The 15,833-nt window shown below is 39.1% G+C and carries 20 protein-coding genes and 1 pseudogene; 7 read left to right on the forward strand and 14 right to left on the reverse strand.

The features are described 5' to 3' along the window. The first annotated feature begins 324 nt into the window (after window positions 1-324). On the forward strand, window positions 325-1,113 hold the full coding sequence (locus tag G7035_RS01970; protein ID WP_019686538.1) for a polysaccharide deacetylase family protein: 789 nt from the start codon (window positions 325-327) through the stop codon (window positions 1,111-1,113). A gap of 201 nt (window positions 1,114-1,314) precedes the next feature. On the opposite strand, the gene G7035_RS01975 is transcribed toward G7035_RS01970, so the two are convergent. From G7035_RS01975 to G7035_RS02030, 12 genes and pseudogenes are all read right to left on the reverse strand, one after another. Next, window positions 1,315-2,640, reverse strand: coding sequence for a prolyl oligopeptidase family serine peptidase (locus G7035_RS01975; protein WP_019686537.1), 1,326 nt, complete (start codon window positions 2,638-2,640; stop codon window positions 1,315-1,317). Window positions 2,641-2,740: 100 nt separating this feature from the next. Beyond that, on the reverse strand, window positions 2,741-3,622 hold the full coding sequence (locus G7035_RS01980) for an AraC family transcriptional regulator (protein WP_029514907.1): 882 nt from the start codon (window positions 3,620-3,622) through the stop codon (window positions 2,741-2,743). Window positions 3,623-3,890: 268 nt separating this feature from the next. Continuing rightward, window positions 3,891-3,944 (reverse strand): hypothetical protein, encoded by a 54-nt coding sequence (locus G7035_RS27880; protein ID WP_080561202.1) that lies wholly within the window; start codon window positions 3,942-3,944, stop codon window positions 3,891-3,893. An 85-nt stretch (window positions 3,945-4,029) separates the two neighbouring features. Next, window positions 4,030-4,652: pseudogene (locus G7035_RS01990) on the reverse strand (LysE family translocator). Between the two features lie 57 nt (window positions 4,653-4,709). After that, entirely contained in the window at window positions 4,710-4,985 is a 276-nt protein-coding gene (locus tag G7035_RS27140) for a phage terminase small subunit-related protein (protein WP_029514905.1), read from the reverse strand. Between the two features lie 92 nt (window positions 4,986-5,077). After that, entirely contained in the window at window positions 5,078-5,821 is a 744-nt protein-coding gene (locus tag G7035_RS02000; RefSeq protein ID WP_019686536.1) for a collagen-like protein, read from the reverse strand. A 249-nt stretch (window positions 5,822-6,070) separates the two neighbouring features. Next, window positions 6,071-6,694 (reverse strand): LysE family translocator, encoded by a 624-nt coding sequence (locus G7035_RS02005; protein ID WP_019686535.1) that lies wholly within the window; start codon window positions 6,692-6,694, stop codon window positions 6,071-6,073. Window positions 6,695-7,014: 320 nt separating this feature from the next. Next, window positions 7,015-7,263, reverse strand: a complete 249-nt coding sequence (locus G7035_RS02010) for a hypothetical protein (RefSeq protein ID WP_019686534.1) — start codon at window positions 7,261-7,263, stop codon at window positions 7,015-7,017. A gap of 348 nt (window positions 7,264-7,611) precedes the next feature. Then, a complete protein-coding gene (locus G7035_RS02015; protein WP_019686533.1) occupies window positions 7,612-8,331 on the reverse strand; it encodes a LytTR family transcriptional regulator DNA-binding domain-containing protein in 720 nt (239 codons plus the stop codon). Window positions 8,332-8,455: 124 nt separating this feature from the next. After that, window positions 8,456-8,986, reverse strand: coding sequence for an accessory gene regulator ArgB-like protein (locus G7035_RS02020; protein ID WP_019686531.1), 531 nt, complete (start codon window positions 8,984-8,986; stop codon window positions 8,456-8,458). After that, window positions 8,937-9,650 (reverse strand): hypothetical protein, encoded by a 714-nt coding sequence (locus G7035_RS02025; protein ID WP_019686530.1) that lies wholly within the window; start codon window positions 9,648-9,650, stop codon window positions 8,937-8,939. The genes G7035_RS02020 and G7035_RS02025 overlap by 50 nt, the downstream gene beginning before the upstream one ends. A gap of 64 nt (window positions 9,651-9,714) precedes the next feature. Beyond that, the gene (locus tag G7035_RS02030) at window positions 9,715-10,050 is read right to left on the reverse strand and encodes a YolD-like family protein (protein ID WP_019686529.1); all 336 of its coding nucleotides are present in this window, start codon (window positions 10,048-10,050) and stop codon (window positions 9,715-9,717) included. Window positions 10,051-10,211: 161 nt separating this feature from the next. Here G7035_RS02030 and G7035_RS27145 point away from each other — a divergent pair, with 161 nt between their 5' ends. The 4 genes from G7035_RS27145 to G7035_RS02050 all read left to right on the forward strand — a co-directional run bounded on the left by G7035_RS27145 (window position 10,212) and on the right by G7035_RS02050 (window position 12,180). Further along, window positions 10,212-11,096 (forward strand): DUF3862 domain-containing protein, encoded by an 885-nt coding sequence (locus tag G7035_RS27145; RefSeq protein WP_019686528.1) that lies wholly within the window; start codon window positions 10,212-10,214, stop codon window positions 11,094-11,096. A 458-nt stretch (window positions 11,097-11,554) separates the two neighbouring features. Continuing rightward, window positions 11,555-11,767, forward strand: coding sequence for a hypothetical protein (locus G7035_RS02040; RefSeq protein ID WP_019686525.1), 213 nt, complete (start codon window positions 11,555-11,557; stop codon window positions 11,765-11,767). Then, window positions 11,764-11,967, forward strand: coding sequence for a hypothetical protein (locus G7035_RS02045; protein ID WP_019686524.1), 204 nt, complete (start codon window positions 11,764-11,766; stop codon window positions 11,965-11,967). The genes G7035_RS02040 and G7035_RS02045 overlap by 4 nt, the downstream gene beginning before the upstream one ends. A 12-nt stretch (window positions 11,968-11,979) precedes the next feature. Continuing rightward, window positions 11,980-12,180 (forward strand): hypothetical protein, encoded by a 201-nt coding sequence (locus tag G7035_RS02050; RefSeq protein ID WP_019686523.1) that lies wholly within the window; start codon window positions 11,980-11,982, stop codon window positions 12,178-12,180. A gap of 29 nt (window positions 12,181-12,209) precedes the next feature. On the opposite strand, the gene G7035_RS02055 is transcribed toward G7035_RS02050, so the two are convergent. Further along, a complete protein-coding gene (locus tag G7035_RS02055) occupies window positions 12,210-12,431 on the reverse strand; it encodes a hypothetical protein (protein WP_019686522.1) in 222 nt (73 codons plus the stop codon). Between the two features lie 148 nt (window positions 12,432-12,579). Beyond that, the gene (locus tag G7035_RS02060) at window positions 12,580-13,047 is read right to left on the reverse strand and encodes a NucA/NucB deoxyribonuclease domain-containing protein (RefSeq protein ID WP_019686521.1); all 468 of its coding nucleotides are present in this window, start codon (window positions 13,045-13,047) and stop codon (window positions 12,580-12,582) included. 262 nt (window positions 13,048-13,309) lie between these two features. Here G7035_RS02060 and G7035_RS02065 point away from each other — a divergent pair, with 262 nt between their 5' ends. Together G7035_RS02065 and G7035_RS02070 are read left to right on the forward strand one after the other, a co-directional pair. After that, entirely contained in the window at window positions 13,310-14,566 is a 1,257-nt protein-coding gene (locus G7035_RS02065) for a DNA-protecting protein DprA (protein WP_019686520.1), read from the forward strand. A 2-nt stretch (window positions 14,567-14,568) separates the two neighbouring features. Next, the gene (locus G7035_RS02070; protein WP_019686519.1) at window positions 14,569-15,807 is read left to right on the forward strand and encodes a phosphoribosyltransferase family protein; all 1,239 of its coding nucleotides are present in this window, start codon (window positions 14,569-14,571) and stop codon (window positions 15,805-15,807) included. The last annotated feature ends 26 nt before the right edge of the window (window positions 15,808-15,833 follow it).

Consider the following 15,833-nt stretch of genomic DNA (forward strand, 5'->3'; position numbering starts at 1 on the left):
TCCATGACCTCAAATCAGCTTTTGCGGCTTGCCCCGTCGACCTCTTCCATTTTTCGTCAGAATAAGAACTGGACAATGACTGATCTCCACTACACATTAAAACCAAGGATGGATATGTACAACTTAACATGGGCACAGTATGTTATCAACAAGCAAGCGAGCACTGTTATTGAGCAAAAATCAGCAATCTGTACCTTATACACTAGATAGTATTTTGGTGATTTATTTAGGTGATTGGTAATGTGAATTTCAGAAATGAGGAATGGTATACGCTTCTTCTTGGCAAGCTAATGTGAGAATACGTCAGAACGGAGAAGAAGCCTGATGAAATATAACCGTTTGCTATGCGCTGGAATCGCTGTTTCTTTGCTGAGTATTACTCCTTGTCCCATTCCATATACGAATGCACAAGACACATCATACGCCTCTCCCGCTCCTACAAAGGGAAGAGCCTATTACGAAGAACGGGGCGACATTGTATGGGAAGTTCCTACCCATCGTAAGCTTATCGCTCTCACATTCGATGACGGACCGGACGAAAGCAATACGCCTGCCATTCTTGATTTACTTCAGAAATATGATGCGAAAGCGACCTTTTTTGTCGTCGGCAGCCGCGTAGAAAAGCTGCCACACCTTGTAAAACGGGAACGAGAGGAAGGACATGAAGTTGGCAACCATACCTTCCTTCATTCATCCTTTCAGTATATTTCCCGCAATAAAGCTCTGTCCGAATTGAATCAAGGTCAGGCCAGTATCGTTCAGGCAACTGGAGCAGGGACCCATCTATTTAGACCACCAGGCGGCTCCTATAACGATACACTGGTCAAGCTATCCAAAGAGAAGGGACTGAAAATTATTTTATGGTCCTGGCATCAGGACACCCTAGATTGGCGTAAGCCCGGTGTACACCGTATCGCTGATAAGGTGCTTCGCAATGCCCGTAACGGTGATATTGTCCTCATGCACGATTATGTACATCAAAGTACACAAACCGTTGATGCCTTGAAGATTATTCTCCCTGAGCTCAAGAGAAGAGGTTATTCTTTCGTCACTGTATCTGAATTACTCTCTAATCGAGAAAAGCCGGATGGGCTGATTGAAGTGAATAAGTGAAAGAGCAAAATAACATGAACTAAACACAAATATTTCAAGAAGAATTAAAGTGGGCTCGCCGTTGACTATGCAAAAAATATGCAGGATCGACATGGGAATTAGATAATACAAGAGACCTCTCACAAGTTTATTTAACTTGTGAGAGGAGAAATCGCAACCTGAATAGTGAGTACCGCATCTTATTTTACATAGCTATACTTCTCAGTCCAATGTTTTGGAGGCCAGCCATTGCATCATTGTTGTTTTCTTTCCGTTAATCAGCTTTGATACTTCATTGTTATATACGTAAATCCAGGACCAGTGGCCATTATATTCATACGGTGTTTTGTCGCTCTTCTTGTACAAACCAGAAGTATCCACTACATTATCAAACAACGACATATGGACATCCTTTGCTCCCGCATTCACCAAACGGTTATAGGTCGGAATCATGTAATCGTTGGGTGGAACTACGGTGTCGGTTTTGGCGGCGACAAACCAGATCGGCAGGTCCTTCATGTCATTAATTTGTTCATCGGTGATAAGGCTATCCTTCAAGGCTTCACACGCCACCACAGCTGCTGCAAAATAGTCTTTATAATCACGGATCAGCAGCATAGTCATGTATCCTCCGTTGGAGTCTCCGCCAATGTAGATTCGATCTGTATCAATGTCTTTGTTTTGAGCCACGTATTCCTTAATTAAGGACATCAATGCTTGCTCGTACTTCGAGGTTCCGTCTCCAAAGCCTGTAAAACCATCCATCCAGTAGGTTGGGGTCTGAGGTGCCAGCACATAAGCCCCGCCAAAATAAGATTGAATATCCTTAGAAGCAAAATTCGCTGCCTTATTTCCCGAAATTGGAATCGTCGGATCTGTACCTCCCTCTCCCATACCATGCAGCCAGATCACCAAAGGGTTCTTCACTTTGTCTTTTGCTGGTGCGTAGTTCGCGTAAGTTAAAGTAACCCCATCAAATGTAGCTTTGCCAGTTGTAAACTGATCAACAAGCTTCCGGATTTCACCTGAGGAAGTATCAATCTTCAATCCGGAAATTGTTCCTGATTGGGTTTTAATAGCCTTTTGCTGCGTGATCGTATATTTGTTATCATTCCATCCGTTAAACCCGGAACCTGCATCATAATGAATAGCGGAACCCAAAGTTAAGGACGGACCGATTTCCATTTCCAGCACAACGTAGCTTCCGGTTTTCTTTACAGGGTTGCCGCTTTTGTCCGATACATAGGCCTTGGTGACCTTCCTGTTACCTTTTTCAATAAAGGAATTTACCAACCTATTGTCGCTTCTTTCCACATGTACCTTAAATGTATCGTTTGTTATCGCATCTTTGGGTACTGGCTTACCCAGGTTAACAATGATCTTCGTAATGGCTGCTCCCCAATCCTTCACCTCCGCAACCGTCCGGTATGAGGTGGGCTGTACCTTGGCATCCTTGGCCCATGCACCGGAGTTGAAAGCAAAGGTCGTACTGACAGCTAAAGTGAATAACATAGATGTTTTAGCAACCTTTTTAAACTGTTTAAACATGATGTCTTACCTCCTAGATCCATTAATAAAACGCTTACATTATTAATTTTAACGATTTTTTTATTTGCATCCTGCCTTTTATTAGCCTAATTCAGGTCAATTACTGACTCCTTGCTTCAGAAAGCCTCTTGTGCTTTTTACGATATTGATGAGGCGTCACGTGATAAACCTTTTTAAATACCCTGGCAAAAGACTTCTCGTTCGGAAATCCGTGTTCCAGCGCAATTTGTATAATAGAATGGTCTGTATTCATAAGAACACGGAAAGATTTCTCCAGACGGATGGCGTTGATATATTGAAAGAGTGTCAACCCTACATGCTTTACAAAAAAACGGGACAAATATTCGGGAGACAATCCAAAAACCTGAGCGATGGAATCCAGCGATAGGCTCTGATCGTAATTTTCTTTGATATAATCAGTTATCAATGTCAGCCGCTCCAAATATTTATTCGTGTTAAAGCCAGGGAGCGATTCGTTGTCAATTTTAAAATGCATTAATAAAAGGTACACCAATCTATAAGATAGAGACGTTAAGTGAATATGTATTAAAGGGTCATTGTGCTGGTTGAGGTAAGCCACAAATAATGTGTTTAACAGATCACGCAGCTCCTCAAAATGCTGTAATCTCTGCTCGTTGGTTTCGAAAATGGATATACAATCAAATAAAATGGGATTACTATCCTTTATATTTTCTCGAATAAATCCTGAAGGAATCAGAACAGTTATAGCCTGTCTACCTTGGCCCTTAGCCACAGAAAAGGAATGAATAGCATTCGAATTAATGAGCACAATATCTCCTTCTTTGGAGCTATAATTCATGCCATCTATATAGATATTGTCGATTCTTCCTGAGAGTACATAGGATATTTCGATGCTGTCGTGCCAATGCCTAGGTATGTATGCTGGTTCATTGGAGGAATGAGCTATAATTTTTAATGGAAAATGATTGTCTGCCTGGACTAGCTCATATTTGTATTCCAAGTTTGTCGCTCCTCTCAGATGTGAACATCATAATAGAAGAAACGGCTTCGACAGGTTGTCTAAACCGCCATATTTAACCTTCCTGTCTCTATAAACAAAAAAACCTAAGATAACAAAATACATAAGATCCTTGGATCTTAGCATTTGGTTCCTTAGGTTTTGCCTGCGTAACAGTAACAATCCCAGTGCTATTCATTTTCAATTAACTAAGCTAAGTATATAGAGGGTTGAAATTTATGTCAACGCTTTCACTTAAGGCGTCTAACCCTCAACTAGCGGCGATGTCCTTTAGCTTCATATGCCCGTAGCTCTCCAGCCACATCTGTTTTGCCTTATGCTGCTCGGTATCTCTTTCTGGTCGTTTCCCCTAACAAAAAAGAACGAGCTTCCATAGCCCGTTCCTTTATTTATGATCCTGTTTTTTGAACTTTGAAGATCATATTTAAACCAAAACCAATCAGCACGAGTCCCGTGACCTTATCGATCATATTTTGAACTTTAGGTGACATTAACCAACTTCTTATGTAACTTAACAATAATACGATTGTAGTAAACCATATAATCGAAAGTAGAGCATAAAGAGAGCCCATCAGTAAAAACTGCAAACTGGGATTATAGCCCGGTAGAACAAATTGCGGTAAGAACGTGAGAAAAAAAATAGCAACCTTCGGATTGAATGCATTGGAAACCAATCCTTGTGTAAACGCTGATTTTCTAGAATTCTCTTGCTTCTCTTGAACCAAATTACTCTTTCCTTTTTTATAAAGGAAGACAGCCCCATATATATCAAGTAAACTGCCCCTGCATATTTGACTACCTCAAATGCTACAGCCGACTTCATTAATATGATAGAAAGCCCCAATGCGGCTGCCAATGTATGAACGAGAGCTCCGCTAGTTAAACCTAGTGCAATTTTGAAACCATCCTTCTTGCCATCAGTGAGAGTTCTTTTCGTTATTAATGCAAAATCAATCCCTGGTGACATGACAATAAAGATGAGCAGTATCGTAAATGCCAATATATCATTCATAATGTGCCTCCAGATGAAATTTCAGATACACAATACTAACGCGTTATCAGCTATATTTCAATACCTAACATTCATCCTTTTGAAGCTAATGCGCCACTCGTACGATTTTAAGAATCTTCTGAAAATAAGATTTTTTTGTAAATAATGTTTTTTTGATAACAGAAAATAATCAAAGTCTCCTACCAGCGGTTCATAGACTTCCCTTTGCGAACCAGACTTTTCAGGAACAGAAAGAGCAGCGGCGATGTCCTTAAGTCGCATCGCCCCGCTGCTCTCCAACCACATCTGTCTGGCTTTGTCCCGTTCAGGGATTCTCTCTCTAGGCATTTCCATATCTCAGGTCTCTGAATAATTAGACAAACTGACCGGATAAAAGACATAAACCTTAAACCTTTTACTGAATAAGCTACTACTAAGCAACAATATTAAGGCGTCAACTTTAATATTGTCATAGTTGTATTAATATTATTGTGCAACTGAGCAGGAGTTGCATTGGCATTTACCAGTTGTATTGTAGTTGGAACTGTTGTAACGGTTATAATAACTTCAGCTGCGGTAGGTCCCCCACCATTGCCTGAAAAAGGTAAGGGTGTTATAGGAGTTCCGTTAACAGTGAGATTGAAGTCCGCATCACCTTGGTTGTGGATAGAAAATGAGATGAAGTAGCTCCCCGTCTCGTTAATCGTTATCGTTGGAGATGGAGGAGTAAAAGTAAATGCACCCCCAACATTCGCTAAAACCCCAGTAAAGGTAATGGGTGAGTTACCCGGAACTGTGTCAGTCCCCGTACCAGGATCTGCTCTGAAAACACTTAAGAAGTCTGATATCCCGACGCCTGCAGGCCCTGCTGGCCCCGTAGCTCCTGCTGGTCCTGCTGGCCCTATTGCTCCTGCTGGTCCTGCTGGTCCTACTGCTCCTGCCGGTCCCGTTGCTCCTACTGGCCCTGCAGGGCCAGGAATTCCTTGGAAACCTTGTAGCCCTTGCTGACCTTGAGCACCTGGAACTCCCTGTGGACCTGGCAGTCCCTGGGGTCCTTGAGGTCCTTGAGGTCCTTGAGGCCCTTGAATTCCTTTAACAATGACCTTCGGCAAAACTTTGAATTTTTTAACTGAACATCTTCTAAATTTTCTCCGATGCATTTTCTTTTGCCAACAATAATGTCTAAACATAATTAATGGTCACCTCCAAAGTCTAGTCAAATTAGCTTATTGTGCAATTAACCAAAAAGATTGGGCTGTTGACTTCATCTAGGAAAAGATAGGCATAGGCCTGTCCGTATGCTCCAACTCGTTGGTCATGATCTTAAACCTCTGTGACCGCCCACCTGTTCTCGGCGTGTGTTGTATGCTTTTCCAACAAAAAAAGGACTAGCTCAACAGCTAGTCCTTAATGATTGGGTTGAAAAGTACTACCTTCTATTATTTTTGGGTAAATGCGATTTTTAAGCCGATGAGTGTAAATAACGAGCCTTGAATATAATTGATTTTTTTAGAAAAGGATGGATTTCTCCGTAGAAAGGAGCCTACTTTTCCAGCAAAAATACTTATCAAAATAAAAAGCACTAAAGTTTGCATTAAAAATACCACTCCAAGAACTAGCATTTGAATAGAAACATTACCGCTTTCTTGGTTTACGAACTGAGGAAGAAAAGCCAAGAAAAAAAGTGATATTTTTGGATTCAACACATTCATGATGACACCTTTTTTATACAATGATTTGTAATTCAAGGTATCACCACTCTTGAGTTCAAAACTCGTATCTTTTGCTCTAAATGACTTATACGCCAAAAATAATAGATAAGCTGCTCCAGCGTATTTGATTACTGCAAATGCCAAGGAAGATTGATAAATTATTGCTGCGAGGCCGAAGGTTGCTGCAAAAATATGAACCAACAATCCCGTGCAAAGGCCTAAAGTAGTAAATATCCCTGCATTCCTACCTTTTGCTATGCTCTGTGTCAGAGTGAACACGTTGTCGGGACCCGGCATAATGGTGAGAACAATTGCTGCTCCCAGAAAAGCTAATATAGTTTGAAGCTCCACACAACTTCCCCCTTTGGATAATTTGCATATATACTACACCACAATATGTATAGAAGCTATTAGAGCAAATGATTGATGTAAACTGCCGAATTACAGAAACTCCGCTGCAAGCTACATGAGCACTCATGGTGTAGCAATGGTATAGAAAAGGGCTCCCTCTCGGGAGCCCTTTAAATAGCGGTATTACAGGGTTTTGAGACCCTTATTACATCATGCCGCCCATGCTGTTTTTGCCTGTGTTATTTATGAAAACATATGAACACAAAGGTTTCTTGTTGTGCTATTTATGAACTAATAAGAACCAAAAATACTGTATTGCGTTAACATTCGGTTAACGTGTTAACATCCCCTCTTGGTTTTAAAGCATCCTTTAATCCCTGTTGGTAAGCTGATCTACAATAAATATCCCCTTTTATAATGTATAAATCTTCAATCTCCTCAATGATATCCACGCCGACGTTGTAATCATCGTGCAAACTGTTCAGGATTACTGCAAGCCTTTTATGTAACAAGTCCTCGCTCCGCTCGCAAGCCTCCATAATAGTAGTTACTCTTTTTAACTGTATCATCCCATTCACTCTCCCGACTTCCGATGCATTTACTGACAATCATTTTTCATGTATACTCACTGTGACTATTTTTCCGTGGGATCTAACTTGGCTATCCTGGCAGGGATGCCAACCCACATTCGAGCGCCTCTCTTTGGGAGGCGTTTTTTTCACATCCCCTCTCGTAACAGGAACGAAAGTCCCTGTTATTTTGAGTTCTTGAATCTCTTAACCTTTTTATACCAACATCACATTATGACGTAAAGGGGAAAAATGTCGTATGATGTCGAATGCGAGTTGGGTCATCCTAGGGTGAATTTATCTTGACTTTTCCCTATATGTATGATAAAAGCCCAACCAAAGGCGGGCTTAGTTAATATCTAATATTTTTTTAAGCATATCAAGTTTGTTTTTAGATATAGGGCAAGTGTAGTCCGTACCCTTAAATGTAATTTCGGTTCCATAACTCTGCTCATCATACCCTGCTACTTTAGACAAATTAATAAGGTGACTTGGAGTAGCGGGAAACAGGTAAGGAAAAACCTTCTTACACTTCTTAAAGGTCAAAACAATTGCGATGTATTCATTTTGGTTATGAAAACGGGGAACATGATAATTTTTTTTGGGGTCCCACATATCAAAAAAGCAAACATCTTTCGCAGGGTAAAGGCCGACCGAAGTTTTGGTTTCGCCTAAAATAAACCGCTGTTCATCAGGTCGCTTTTTAGCTGCATCAATAAGGTCACCCAAAAATACAGAATTAGTTTTATTAACGCTAGTATAAGTTTGGGAACCACCAAAAAAAACTTTGCCGCCATAGTCTGCCGTTTCGTGTGCGGTAACATTTTTTAGATTAACCAAATTACCTGAATCCAAGCTAATAAAATCGGGAAATCCGTTTGAGAATTCCCCGAGTGTAGTTGGAACTGTATAATTACCGCTGGTTGTGAAAAAAAACGGTATTTCATAGTTGGATTTTGGCTTCCAGTTTTCGATGGCTATTAGATCGCCCTCAAAAAAAGAAAATCTATCTCCGTAACTACCATCCGACATAATCTCAGGTGCAAAAATCTCTCTGTTGTTGTCCATAGATCAAATCATTTCTTCAGTTCTTTCGGCAGCGGTAAAGCTCCGATGATTGTTTTGCGGCTTACAGCAGCTTTGTTAGCATCTTTTACTAACTGTTTGGACACAAGACGCGCAATAGTCTTTTTCATGCTCTTTCACCTCCCTTCAGAATCGGTAGCGGTAGGAGTAGAATAGCCTGAGCCGCGAAAGAAAGAGCAATTATAGGAGATTGAATAATAAAATTAGTGAGTACAATAGTAAGGGAAATCCATTTTAGATATGGATCTATTTTAGAAGGATTAATTTCTTCGAAGTTATTCGGCGCCACGCATAGTACGACTAATGCTGTTATGGCTGTAAGTAGTAGCGTGCCAATATGTCTTAAATCCACCAAGGGTATACTAGCAAAAAGCGCAGCTGAAAACACAGCACAAACCGTTAAAGATTTAAAATGCAGTCCTCCAGAAAACTTCCTAAGTGCAACAAATGAGAAAAAAGCTACGAGTGCACCTACCAAATGTCCTAGCATCCATCCAAATAACGCCGTAAGCACAAGACCAGAAAACCAATTAAGCTTTATACCTATTATGTAGGTTAACACCTCAACGCTTCCTGGCCCTTCTGGATCAGCTTTTTTTAAAACGTTCGCGATACGCCTCGATAGCCTTTCTAGCATCTTCCCTGTCCTCCTTCCTCGAAAGAATATAGGAGAAACCAAATGTGAATATAGACATTAGTAAAAGAACAAACGGACTGGACTGGTATAAAAGAACCTCGGCTATAAAGATGGTGACAGAGGATAAAAGAGCACTAACTGATACCCTCCTATTTTCTTCGGATAAATAATTTTCTTTCCATATAAAATCATGCGGCGGAGTAACGATAAACGAGAAGCCGATATAATAAATTCTAAGGATTAACGATATAGCAAAACAGATAAGTATATATGTTATTTGTAAGATGTAGACCTGATAAGTTGTGTTTTGCTGTAGTACCCCTGTCTGTAAAATACCCAGAAAGTTATAAAAATAGTAGACGCCGACTTGCACAATCGCATATGCACTAATTCCAGCTCCGAGGATAAATGCCGCTAGATGTGTCTTAATCGACATCCCGTATCTAAAAAACAATATAAACAGTATATATTGTAAAGGTAAATCCCACTTAGGAATGTCGAAAACCACACGCATGAAAAAAGAAATTATAGCGATTAATACCCCAAAACCAATAATTCTTCTTTTATATGATGCTACTGGAAGCATATATATTTTAAGACTAAACACCATAACGGCTATTGCATCCAAAACGCCAAGCAATATATAAATCACATTACTTAACACCTTACACCACCCTATATTTAAGTTACCTTAATTATATAGCGGTGTATTGGGTAATCAAGGTATTTTATGTATTTACCGAAATAATATCCTCCAGCTTAATCCAGCTAAAATCATCCTCACCCCGGACCAGTTTCACCTCTCTACGCGCTGTGTTAATTGACGTAACTACACCAGTCATAACCGTATCATCAAACGGGCTAAATACGGTCACTGTGACGACTGTACGTGTATTGTAAGACTCTATTAGAGCCTGTTCGATCAATTGTACCTCTTGATCGTCTAGCTCTGGCTTTCCTCTCCGTTGTCGGTCCTTCATGAGCTTCAGATAAACCTCTTTATGTTCTGGTATGATAATCCGGCTGCTTTCCCAAAAACCGTTACCTTCTAATTTTTTAGACATGTATGTAGCCTCCTGATGTATTATGTAACGATTATATTACGAACGTTTGTTCCTAACAAGATATTTTATTTGCCATCTATAAAACTTTTGTACTAGAAAAATATTCCTAGGTCATATATACTATTTTTATAATAATATTACCAATAGATAGGGGTTATGTAATGACTGCAATAGCTGTGATTGCTTTGCTGGCTTTTTTTGTGTTTTTTGTTTTGTGGGCTATAGCTTTAATAAAAAAGAATGACAAGGCTAAGAAGATGTTTCTCTTTGGGTTAGCTACTTTCATAATATTTGTTATTGGAATATCAGTCGCAGACACACAGAAACCAACCGAAACTAATTCCAAACCAGTAGCTACTACGCCTGTTAAAGAGAAAGAAGTTACTACTGCGCAAAAGGAACAGACTGATGCTAAAAAGCCATTGATTGACACGTCGCTTCCTTTTGATAAGTTTTCATCTACTCTCTTTGCAATGCCAGTTTCCAAGCAGGGAGAAACATTCGACAGTGTAAGAAATCAAGTTGTGAAATGGTCAGGTGTGGTCATTGAAGCTGGTTCAAGCAGTCTTTATGTTTACGGTAAACCAGCAGATTACAACGGCGAATCATGGTCAGATATTAGCGCTGAAAAGAAAAAACTCGGAGATGTTGTTATCGTAAAAGTTTCAGACCGTTCAGAATTAAACGGTCTGAACCAAGGGGATATTGTTTCTTTCAGTGGTGAACTCGGTTCGCGTGGCGTTAAGGGTGAATCTAACTGGAAACTATATAACGGAAAAATTGAGGGTCGTACAGTAGCAGAGCCGCAAAATTCCGGAACTATTACCAAAGCTAAATATAACAAAATTAAAAATGGAATGACTTATGAGGAAGTTTCTAAAATTATTGGTGGTCCCGGTGAAGCTCTTTCAGAGGTTGGTGAAAAGGGAGACAAATACTATACTGTAATGTATTCATATCAAGGCGAGGGCGGACTTGGTGCAAATGCCAATTTCACATTCCAAGGTAACAAACTACAAGCAAAAGCCCAATTTGGTCTTGAATAAAAACATGCCCCGGAGCAATCCGGGGTTTTTGTGTTTCTATCCCCCTTCGCCTCTCCATTAATTATACTTTTGTATAATTTTTATTTGACAATAATATAATATAGGTGTATAATTAATATCAGAAGGGAGGGAAAAAAAATGGCAAAGAAAAAGAGAAAACGTAAGCCCCCTGAAGTCAAAGATGTAATCCAGTTCTTGACGGTCCTGATTACATTGATGACAGCGATCATCAACCTCATAGTCTTACTACTTAAGTAGTAAGCTGAGGGTTACGGTTCGCCTCGAAAGAGGCGGATTGTAACGGGGCTTATGTTCTCTCTTTAATTAAGTATACCACGAAGCGAAGGAGGTTACACCGTATATGAGCAAGTTAAACGTTGCCAGCTTTGCAATGAGTTTAGCCGGGTTTGTCATAAGTGTAATTACCCTCATAATTGTTCTGAAAGGCTGATAAATATATGACTATCGCGGAAATGATCGTACGCGAAATTGATAAGCGAGGATATAAAAATAAATGGGTGGCCGAACAAGTAGGCATTAAAGAGGTCACCTTTTCATTAAAGTTAAAAAAGGACCGTTTTACTGCTGCTGAGTTGGTACGGATCGGTATACTGTTTGATTTGGATCTTAACATGTTCAAAGGCTCCACTACATTGGAGGAAGCAGAATGAAATACGGCCCACGTAAGCCCAACCTAAACAAGCGTATAGCAGCTCGTACCAGCCTCAAGCGGCAGATTATACACCGCGCAGGCATTAAGATGCCACGGGGCTGGGGCTGGCTTAGAAACCCACGTAAGGCGGCATACAATAAGGTATATAATCGCAGCACATTTGATATATTTAAAGCGATTGGTAAATTGTTCAAGTAGGAAGGTGAGGTTATGGGACCTTATAATTTAGAGTTAACACCTTGGGAAATGCTCATATTGCGAGACGATATGAAGGAACGTTTAAAATATAATCGTGGTTTCGTTCCCGAAGAACTGGCTATTTGGAGAAAAATAGAGGCATTGCATGAACAGTTAGAACGAGATGAGGCAGATTATAAGAAAGTAGAATCAAAAGATACAAAATCAACATAAGCTTAAAAAGCTCTGCCGACCAATTAAGGTTAGCAGAGCTTTTTATCTACCCTAAATTCAAACTGATTCCGCATATAATACACTCCGGAAATCTTAATTATATCCGGTGAAAACTTTTCTATGGATCCTCCATAATCTACGACCGTTATCAAATCCTCACCCAACGGCTGAACAACGTACACCTTTACCTGGCTTAATGCTGCTGTAAATAGTTCGATATCCGACTTTAACACTTTATATGTATGGTTCATGCTGAATCACCTCATGATAGTGTTCTGTAGATTTCCTAATTGTTATGATTATATAACCATTCTACTATCCTAAGAGTGTCGAAGTTAGGGGAAATTTGTCATGCAAAAAAAGATTCTATCAAACTTTGGCAGATAGAATCTTTTTCCGTTATTTAACGATAAATTCAACTTTTGTTCCGTCAGCGTAGTCGTCCAGCTTGTGACCTACCCATGATCCAGCTCCACGATTATCCTTTGGACTTATGTACTTAATGTCTGCGCCCTCTCCACCTTCGGAGCACATAGCCATAGGCCATTCATCGCGGTCTTTACCCTTTTTAGTGGGTACACCTTTCAGAGATAGTTCACGGTTATGGTCTGCCCCCTCACGGTCTATGGTGCATACTGGTGACTTTCCGGCTGCTATAGCCTCTTTAATGTGCTGTGCTGTTTCAGGATAGCGGTCTGACGGAAATTCCAGCCGCACAGTTTCTCCTGACACTGTTGTAGCGGATACAGGAGCAGAAGTTTGTACACGGGGCTTATCACCCCATTCTGCGTGGGACAGTGTATTTATAAACCCACCTAATACTATTAACGCCCCAAGCAAGCAAATTGTAATACAGGTTTTACGCATAACGTTTCCCCCTTAAACGTAAAAAACACCCCACCAGCGTATGCCAGCAGGGTATCACCGATGCTTTCGGATTGCACAACGGTGCTTCCGTATGTGTTGTTATCAGCATACATCGTTTGGGGGAATCTGTAAATGATTTATTAAATTTATAGACTAAAACAATGACAAAAGAATTATCATTCACACATTTAATAGTATGTATTGATAATCGACAATAGTTAGTTTAAAATTAGAACATAACCACTTTTAATGAGGTGAAATTATGGTCGACTTTAATAATAGGGAGGACTTGAGATCTTTTATTGCAGCGGAAATTTTATTTCCTAATGAGGCTGCAAAATATCTAAATATCACTTCCCAACGTCTAAATCAGTTAGTCCAATCAGGAAAATTAGAACCTGTAAAAATCTCACGTTCGGGATCGTTATATTTAAGACAAGATTTAGATGAACGCCTTAAAGAGTTAGCAATTTTTGAACCTACTAAAAATAGCAGTGTTAAAAAGGATTTGGATAACATGAAAACAGAATCAGTTTTATTTGGTAATGATCCTAAGATAATAACAGAATCCATCAATTATTTTACACTTCAAACTTTACATGGGAACTCTATGAAAAAAACCAAGCCTGTTTATGAAGAGGTAAAGAATAAATTTGACTTGCATACCCCATTGACTGAATATGCTCATGAAATATCAACTTTTCTAAAAATTGATGTTGAAATTATTACCAAAACTTATAATACTGTATATAAGGGTTTTAATCAGTTGCTCCCAACAGATATTGTAATGAAGATTGGTCAAGAATACTATCCCAAATTACTTGAAAAGACAGAACAAGCCCCTCCTTTTTTGTTTATGCGGGGAAATTTAAACCTTATCAAATATCAAGGTGTAGCCATCGTCGGAACAAGAGTTCCTTCTGAAGATGGAACAAAAAAAGCAACAAAACTAGCAGCAGTCCTTGGAAAGAATCGAATAGTTGTGGTTTCTGGTCTTGCCAAAGGTATTGATCGCGCTGCTCATGAAGGAGCATTAATAAACAATAATCCAACGATTGCAGTAATAGGCACTCCTCTTACGAAAAGTTATCCGAGAGAGAATGCTGAAATTCAAAAGAAAATATCTGAGGAAGGATTACTTATATCTCAATTTGCTCCATCTTCTACAGTTCAAAGATGGAATTTCCCATTAAGAAATAGTGTTATGAGCGGTCTCAGTCTTGCGACTGTTATTATTGAGGCCGGTGAAACAAGTGGGGCTTTAATTCAAGCAGACTATGCGTTAAAACAAAAAAGATTAGTATTCATTCCCCAAAGTGCGCTAGATAACGAAAAATTAAAATGGCCCCGGAAGTATATACAAAAAGTTGGCGCAGAGAAGTTTTCTAGAATCGAAGACTTAATAAAAAAGCTTGAACAGTCAAATATAATTAATTTAATTCAATCATCAAAGAATCACCAACAGAAATCATCCGAAACAGAAATTCGACAAATAAGTTTATTTGATGAAGAGGGATAACAATGTTTGTGGAACTAAATGAGCTTAAGGGATTTATTGTTTTACTTGAACATTTAGAAAATTTAGATGAGTGGATTGAAATTTCGAATAAGTTTTCTTGTTCATTCATTTTAGATTCTGACAAAGAAATATCCACATTAAAGGAATTATTTAATAATGATACTTTCTTCTTAAAAAAAGAAACTCTTTTACCCTCATTAGATCAAGCTATGTCCCATATGAATATAGAGCCATTTGAGACAGTTGTAATTTCAAAAAATTTTGAGTATCTAAAAACAATTCAAAATCATTCTCGTGTAGGAACATTATATATAAATTCCACCCTAGATCAAAGCCAAGTTGGTCATATGCCAGACTACTACCTGAAAGAGGTAAAGGATATTATAAGACTCGTTAAAGAATACCCTGGTTATTTCGCTGAGGTAAACACCACCATAATTAATCAATACGGCGAGTCTTTTTCAAATAACGGGATTGTATTTGAATACTTCATGGAATATAAGGGTCTTAAACTAAAAGTTATTGCGGGTGGGAGATACTATAGTTCCAGACATTACTTTAAAAATAGAGTCCATCAACTTTCTCATAGAATTATTAGAAGCAAATCTAATGATTCACAGATGGACTTATTTAACGGCATTTTCTCAAGTATAATAAAGTCATTGAATGCAGATGGGGTTACTAGAGTCCCACCAAGACCAAACGGCGAAAGAGACAGATTCAGGCAAATAGTTGAATTAATCTCTGCAGAAACAAACACAATAAATTGTTGCGATCACCTTAAATGCATAGAGGATTTTCCTAAACAAAAAACTATGACAAATCAGGAATCGCGATCAATTAATGTCGAAGGGAAATTCGTTTCGTCGCCAGACTGCAGAGGAAAGAAAATTGTATTGATTGATGATGTGATTACAACCGGGGCTACTGTAGGTGAATGCGCAAAAACTTTATTGGCATCTGGCGCAAATGAAGTCGTTATTGTTGTATTAGCAGTAAACCAATACGATCCGATTTTCCCAGTTCATGAAAAGAAATTTACTTGTTCAATATGTGGTGAAGATTTACATTTACGACTATTTAAAAACGGAAAAGGCTTTATGTATGGTTGTAATAACTACTCTAGAGCCGATCACAACAATTCTACACCAGTCTTCTATAAAGAAGGTTGGGAGCAAATTAATAGTCAAAATATTTTAAAAACAGATGACTTTGAAGATGATGAACACTTGTTTTTTTAATACCCTCACCCTGCCAGCACACACCA

The organism is Paenibacillus polymyxa (genome assembly GCF_015710975.1).
Taxonomy (GTDB): domain Bacteria; phylum Bacillota; class Bacilli; order Paenibacillales; family Paenibacillaceae; genus Paenibacillus; species Paenibacillus polymyxa.

What these genes read in the sequence shown, in the direction of transcription:
- G7035_RS02045 (WP_019686524.1), top strand. Translation starts at nt 11,764, where the DNA reads ATGAAATACGGCCCACGTAAGCCCAACCTAAACAAGCGTATAGCAGCT.
- G7035_RS02020 (WP_019686531.1), bottom strand. Translation starts at nt 8,986, where the DNA reads ATGCTAGAAAGGCTATCGAGGCGTATCGCGAACGTTTTAAAAAAAGCT.
- G7035_RS27145 (WP_019686528.1), top strand. Translation starts at nt 10,212, where the DNA reads ATGACTGCAATAGCTGTGATTGCTTTGCTGGCTTTTTTTGTGTTTTTT.
- G7035_RS02030 (WP_019686529.1), bottom strand. Translation starts at nt 10,050, where the DNA reads ATGTCTAAAAAATTAGAAGGTAACGGTTTTTGGGAAAGCAGCCGGATT.
- G7035_RS02040 (WP_019686525.1), top strand. Translation starts at nt 11,555, where the DNA reads ATGACTATCGCGGAAATGATCGTACGCGAAATTGATAAGCGAGGATAT.
- G7035_RS02065 (WP_019686520.1), top strand. Translation starts at nt 13,310, where the DNA reads ATGGTCGACTTTAATAATAGGGAGGACTTGAGATCTTTTATTGCAGCG.
- G7035_RS01975 (WP_019686537.1), bottom strand. Translation starts at nt 2,640, where the DNA reads ATGTTTAAACAGTTTAAAAAGGTTGCTAAAACATCTATGTTATTCACT.
- G7035_RS02055 (WP_019686522.1), bottom strand. Translation starts at nt 12,431, where the DNA reads ATGAACCATACATATAAAGTGTTAAAGTCGGATATCGAACTATTTACA.
- G7035_RS02000 (WP_019686536.1), bottom strand. Translation starts at nt 5,821, where the DNA reads ATGTTTAGACATTATTGTTGGCAAAAGAAAATGCATCGGAGAAAATTT.
- G7035_RS02010 (WP_019686534.1), bottom strand. Translation starts at nt 7,263, where the DNA reads ATGATACAGTTAAAAAGAGTAACTACTATTATGGAGGCTTGCGAGCGG.
- G7035_RS02050 (WP_019686523.1), top strand. Translation starts at nt 11,980, where the DNA reads ATGGGACCTTATAATTTAGAGTTAACACCTTGGGAAATGCTCATATTG.
- G7035_RS01970 (WP_019686538.1), top strand. Translation starts at nt 325, where the DNA reads ATGAAATATAACCGTTTGCTATGCGCTGGAATCGCTGTTTCTTTGCTG.
- G7035_RS02070 (WP_019686519.1), top strand. Translation starts at nt 14,569, where the DNA reads ATGTTTGTGGAACTAAATGAGCTTAAGGGATTTATTGTTTTACTTGAA.
- G7035_RS02015 (WP_019686533.1), bottom strand. Translation starts at nt 8,331, where the DNA reads ATGGACAACAACAGAGAGATTTTTGCACCTGAGATTATGTCGGATGGT.
- G7035_RS02060 (WP_019686521.1), bottom strand. Translation starts at nt 13,047, where the DNA reads ATGCGTAAAACCTGTATTACAATTTGCTTGCTTGGGGCGTTAATAGTA.
- G7035_RS27140 (WP_029514905.1), bottom strand. Translation starts at nt 4,985, where the DNA reads ATGGAAATGCCTAGAGAGAGAATCCCTGAACGGGACAAAGCCAGACAG.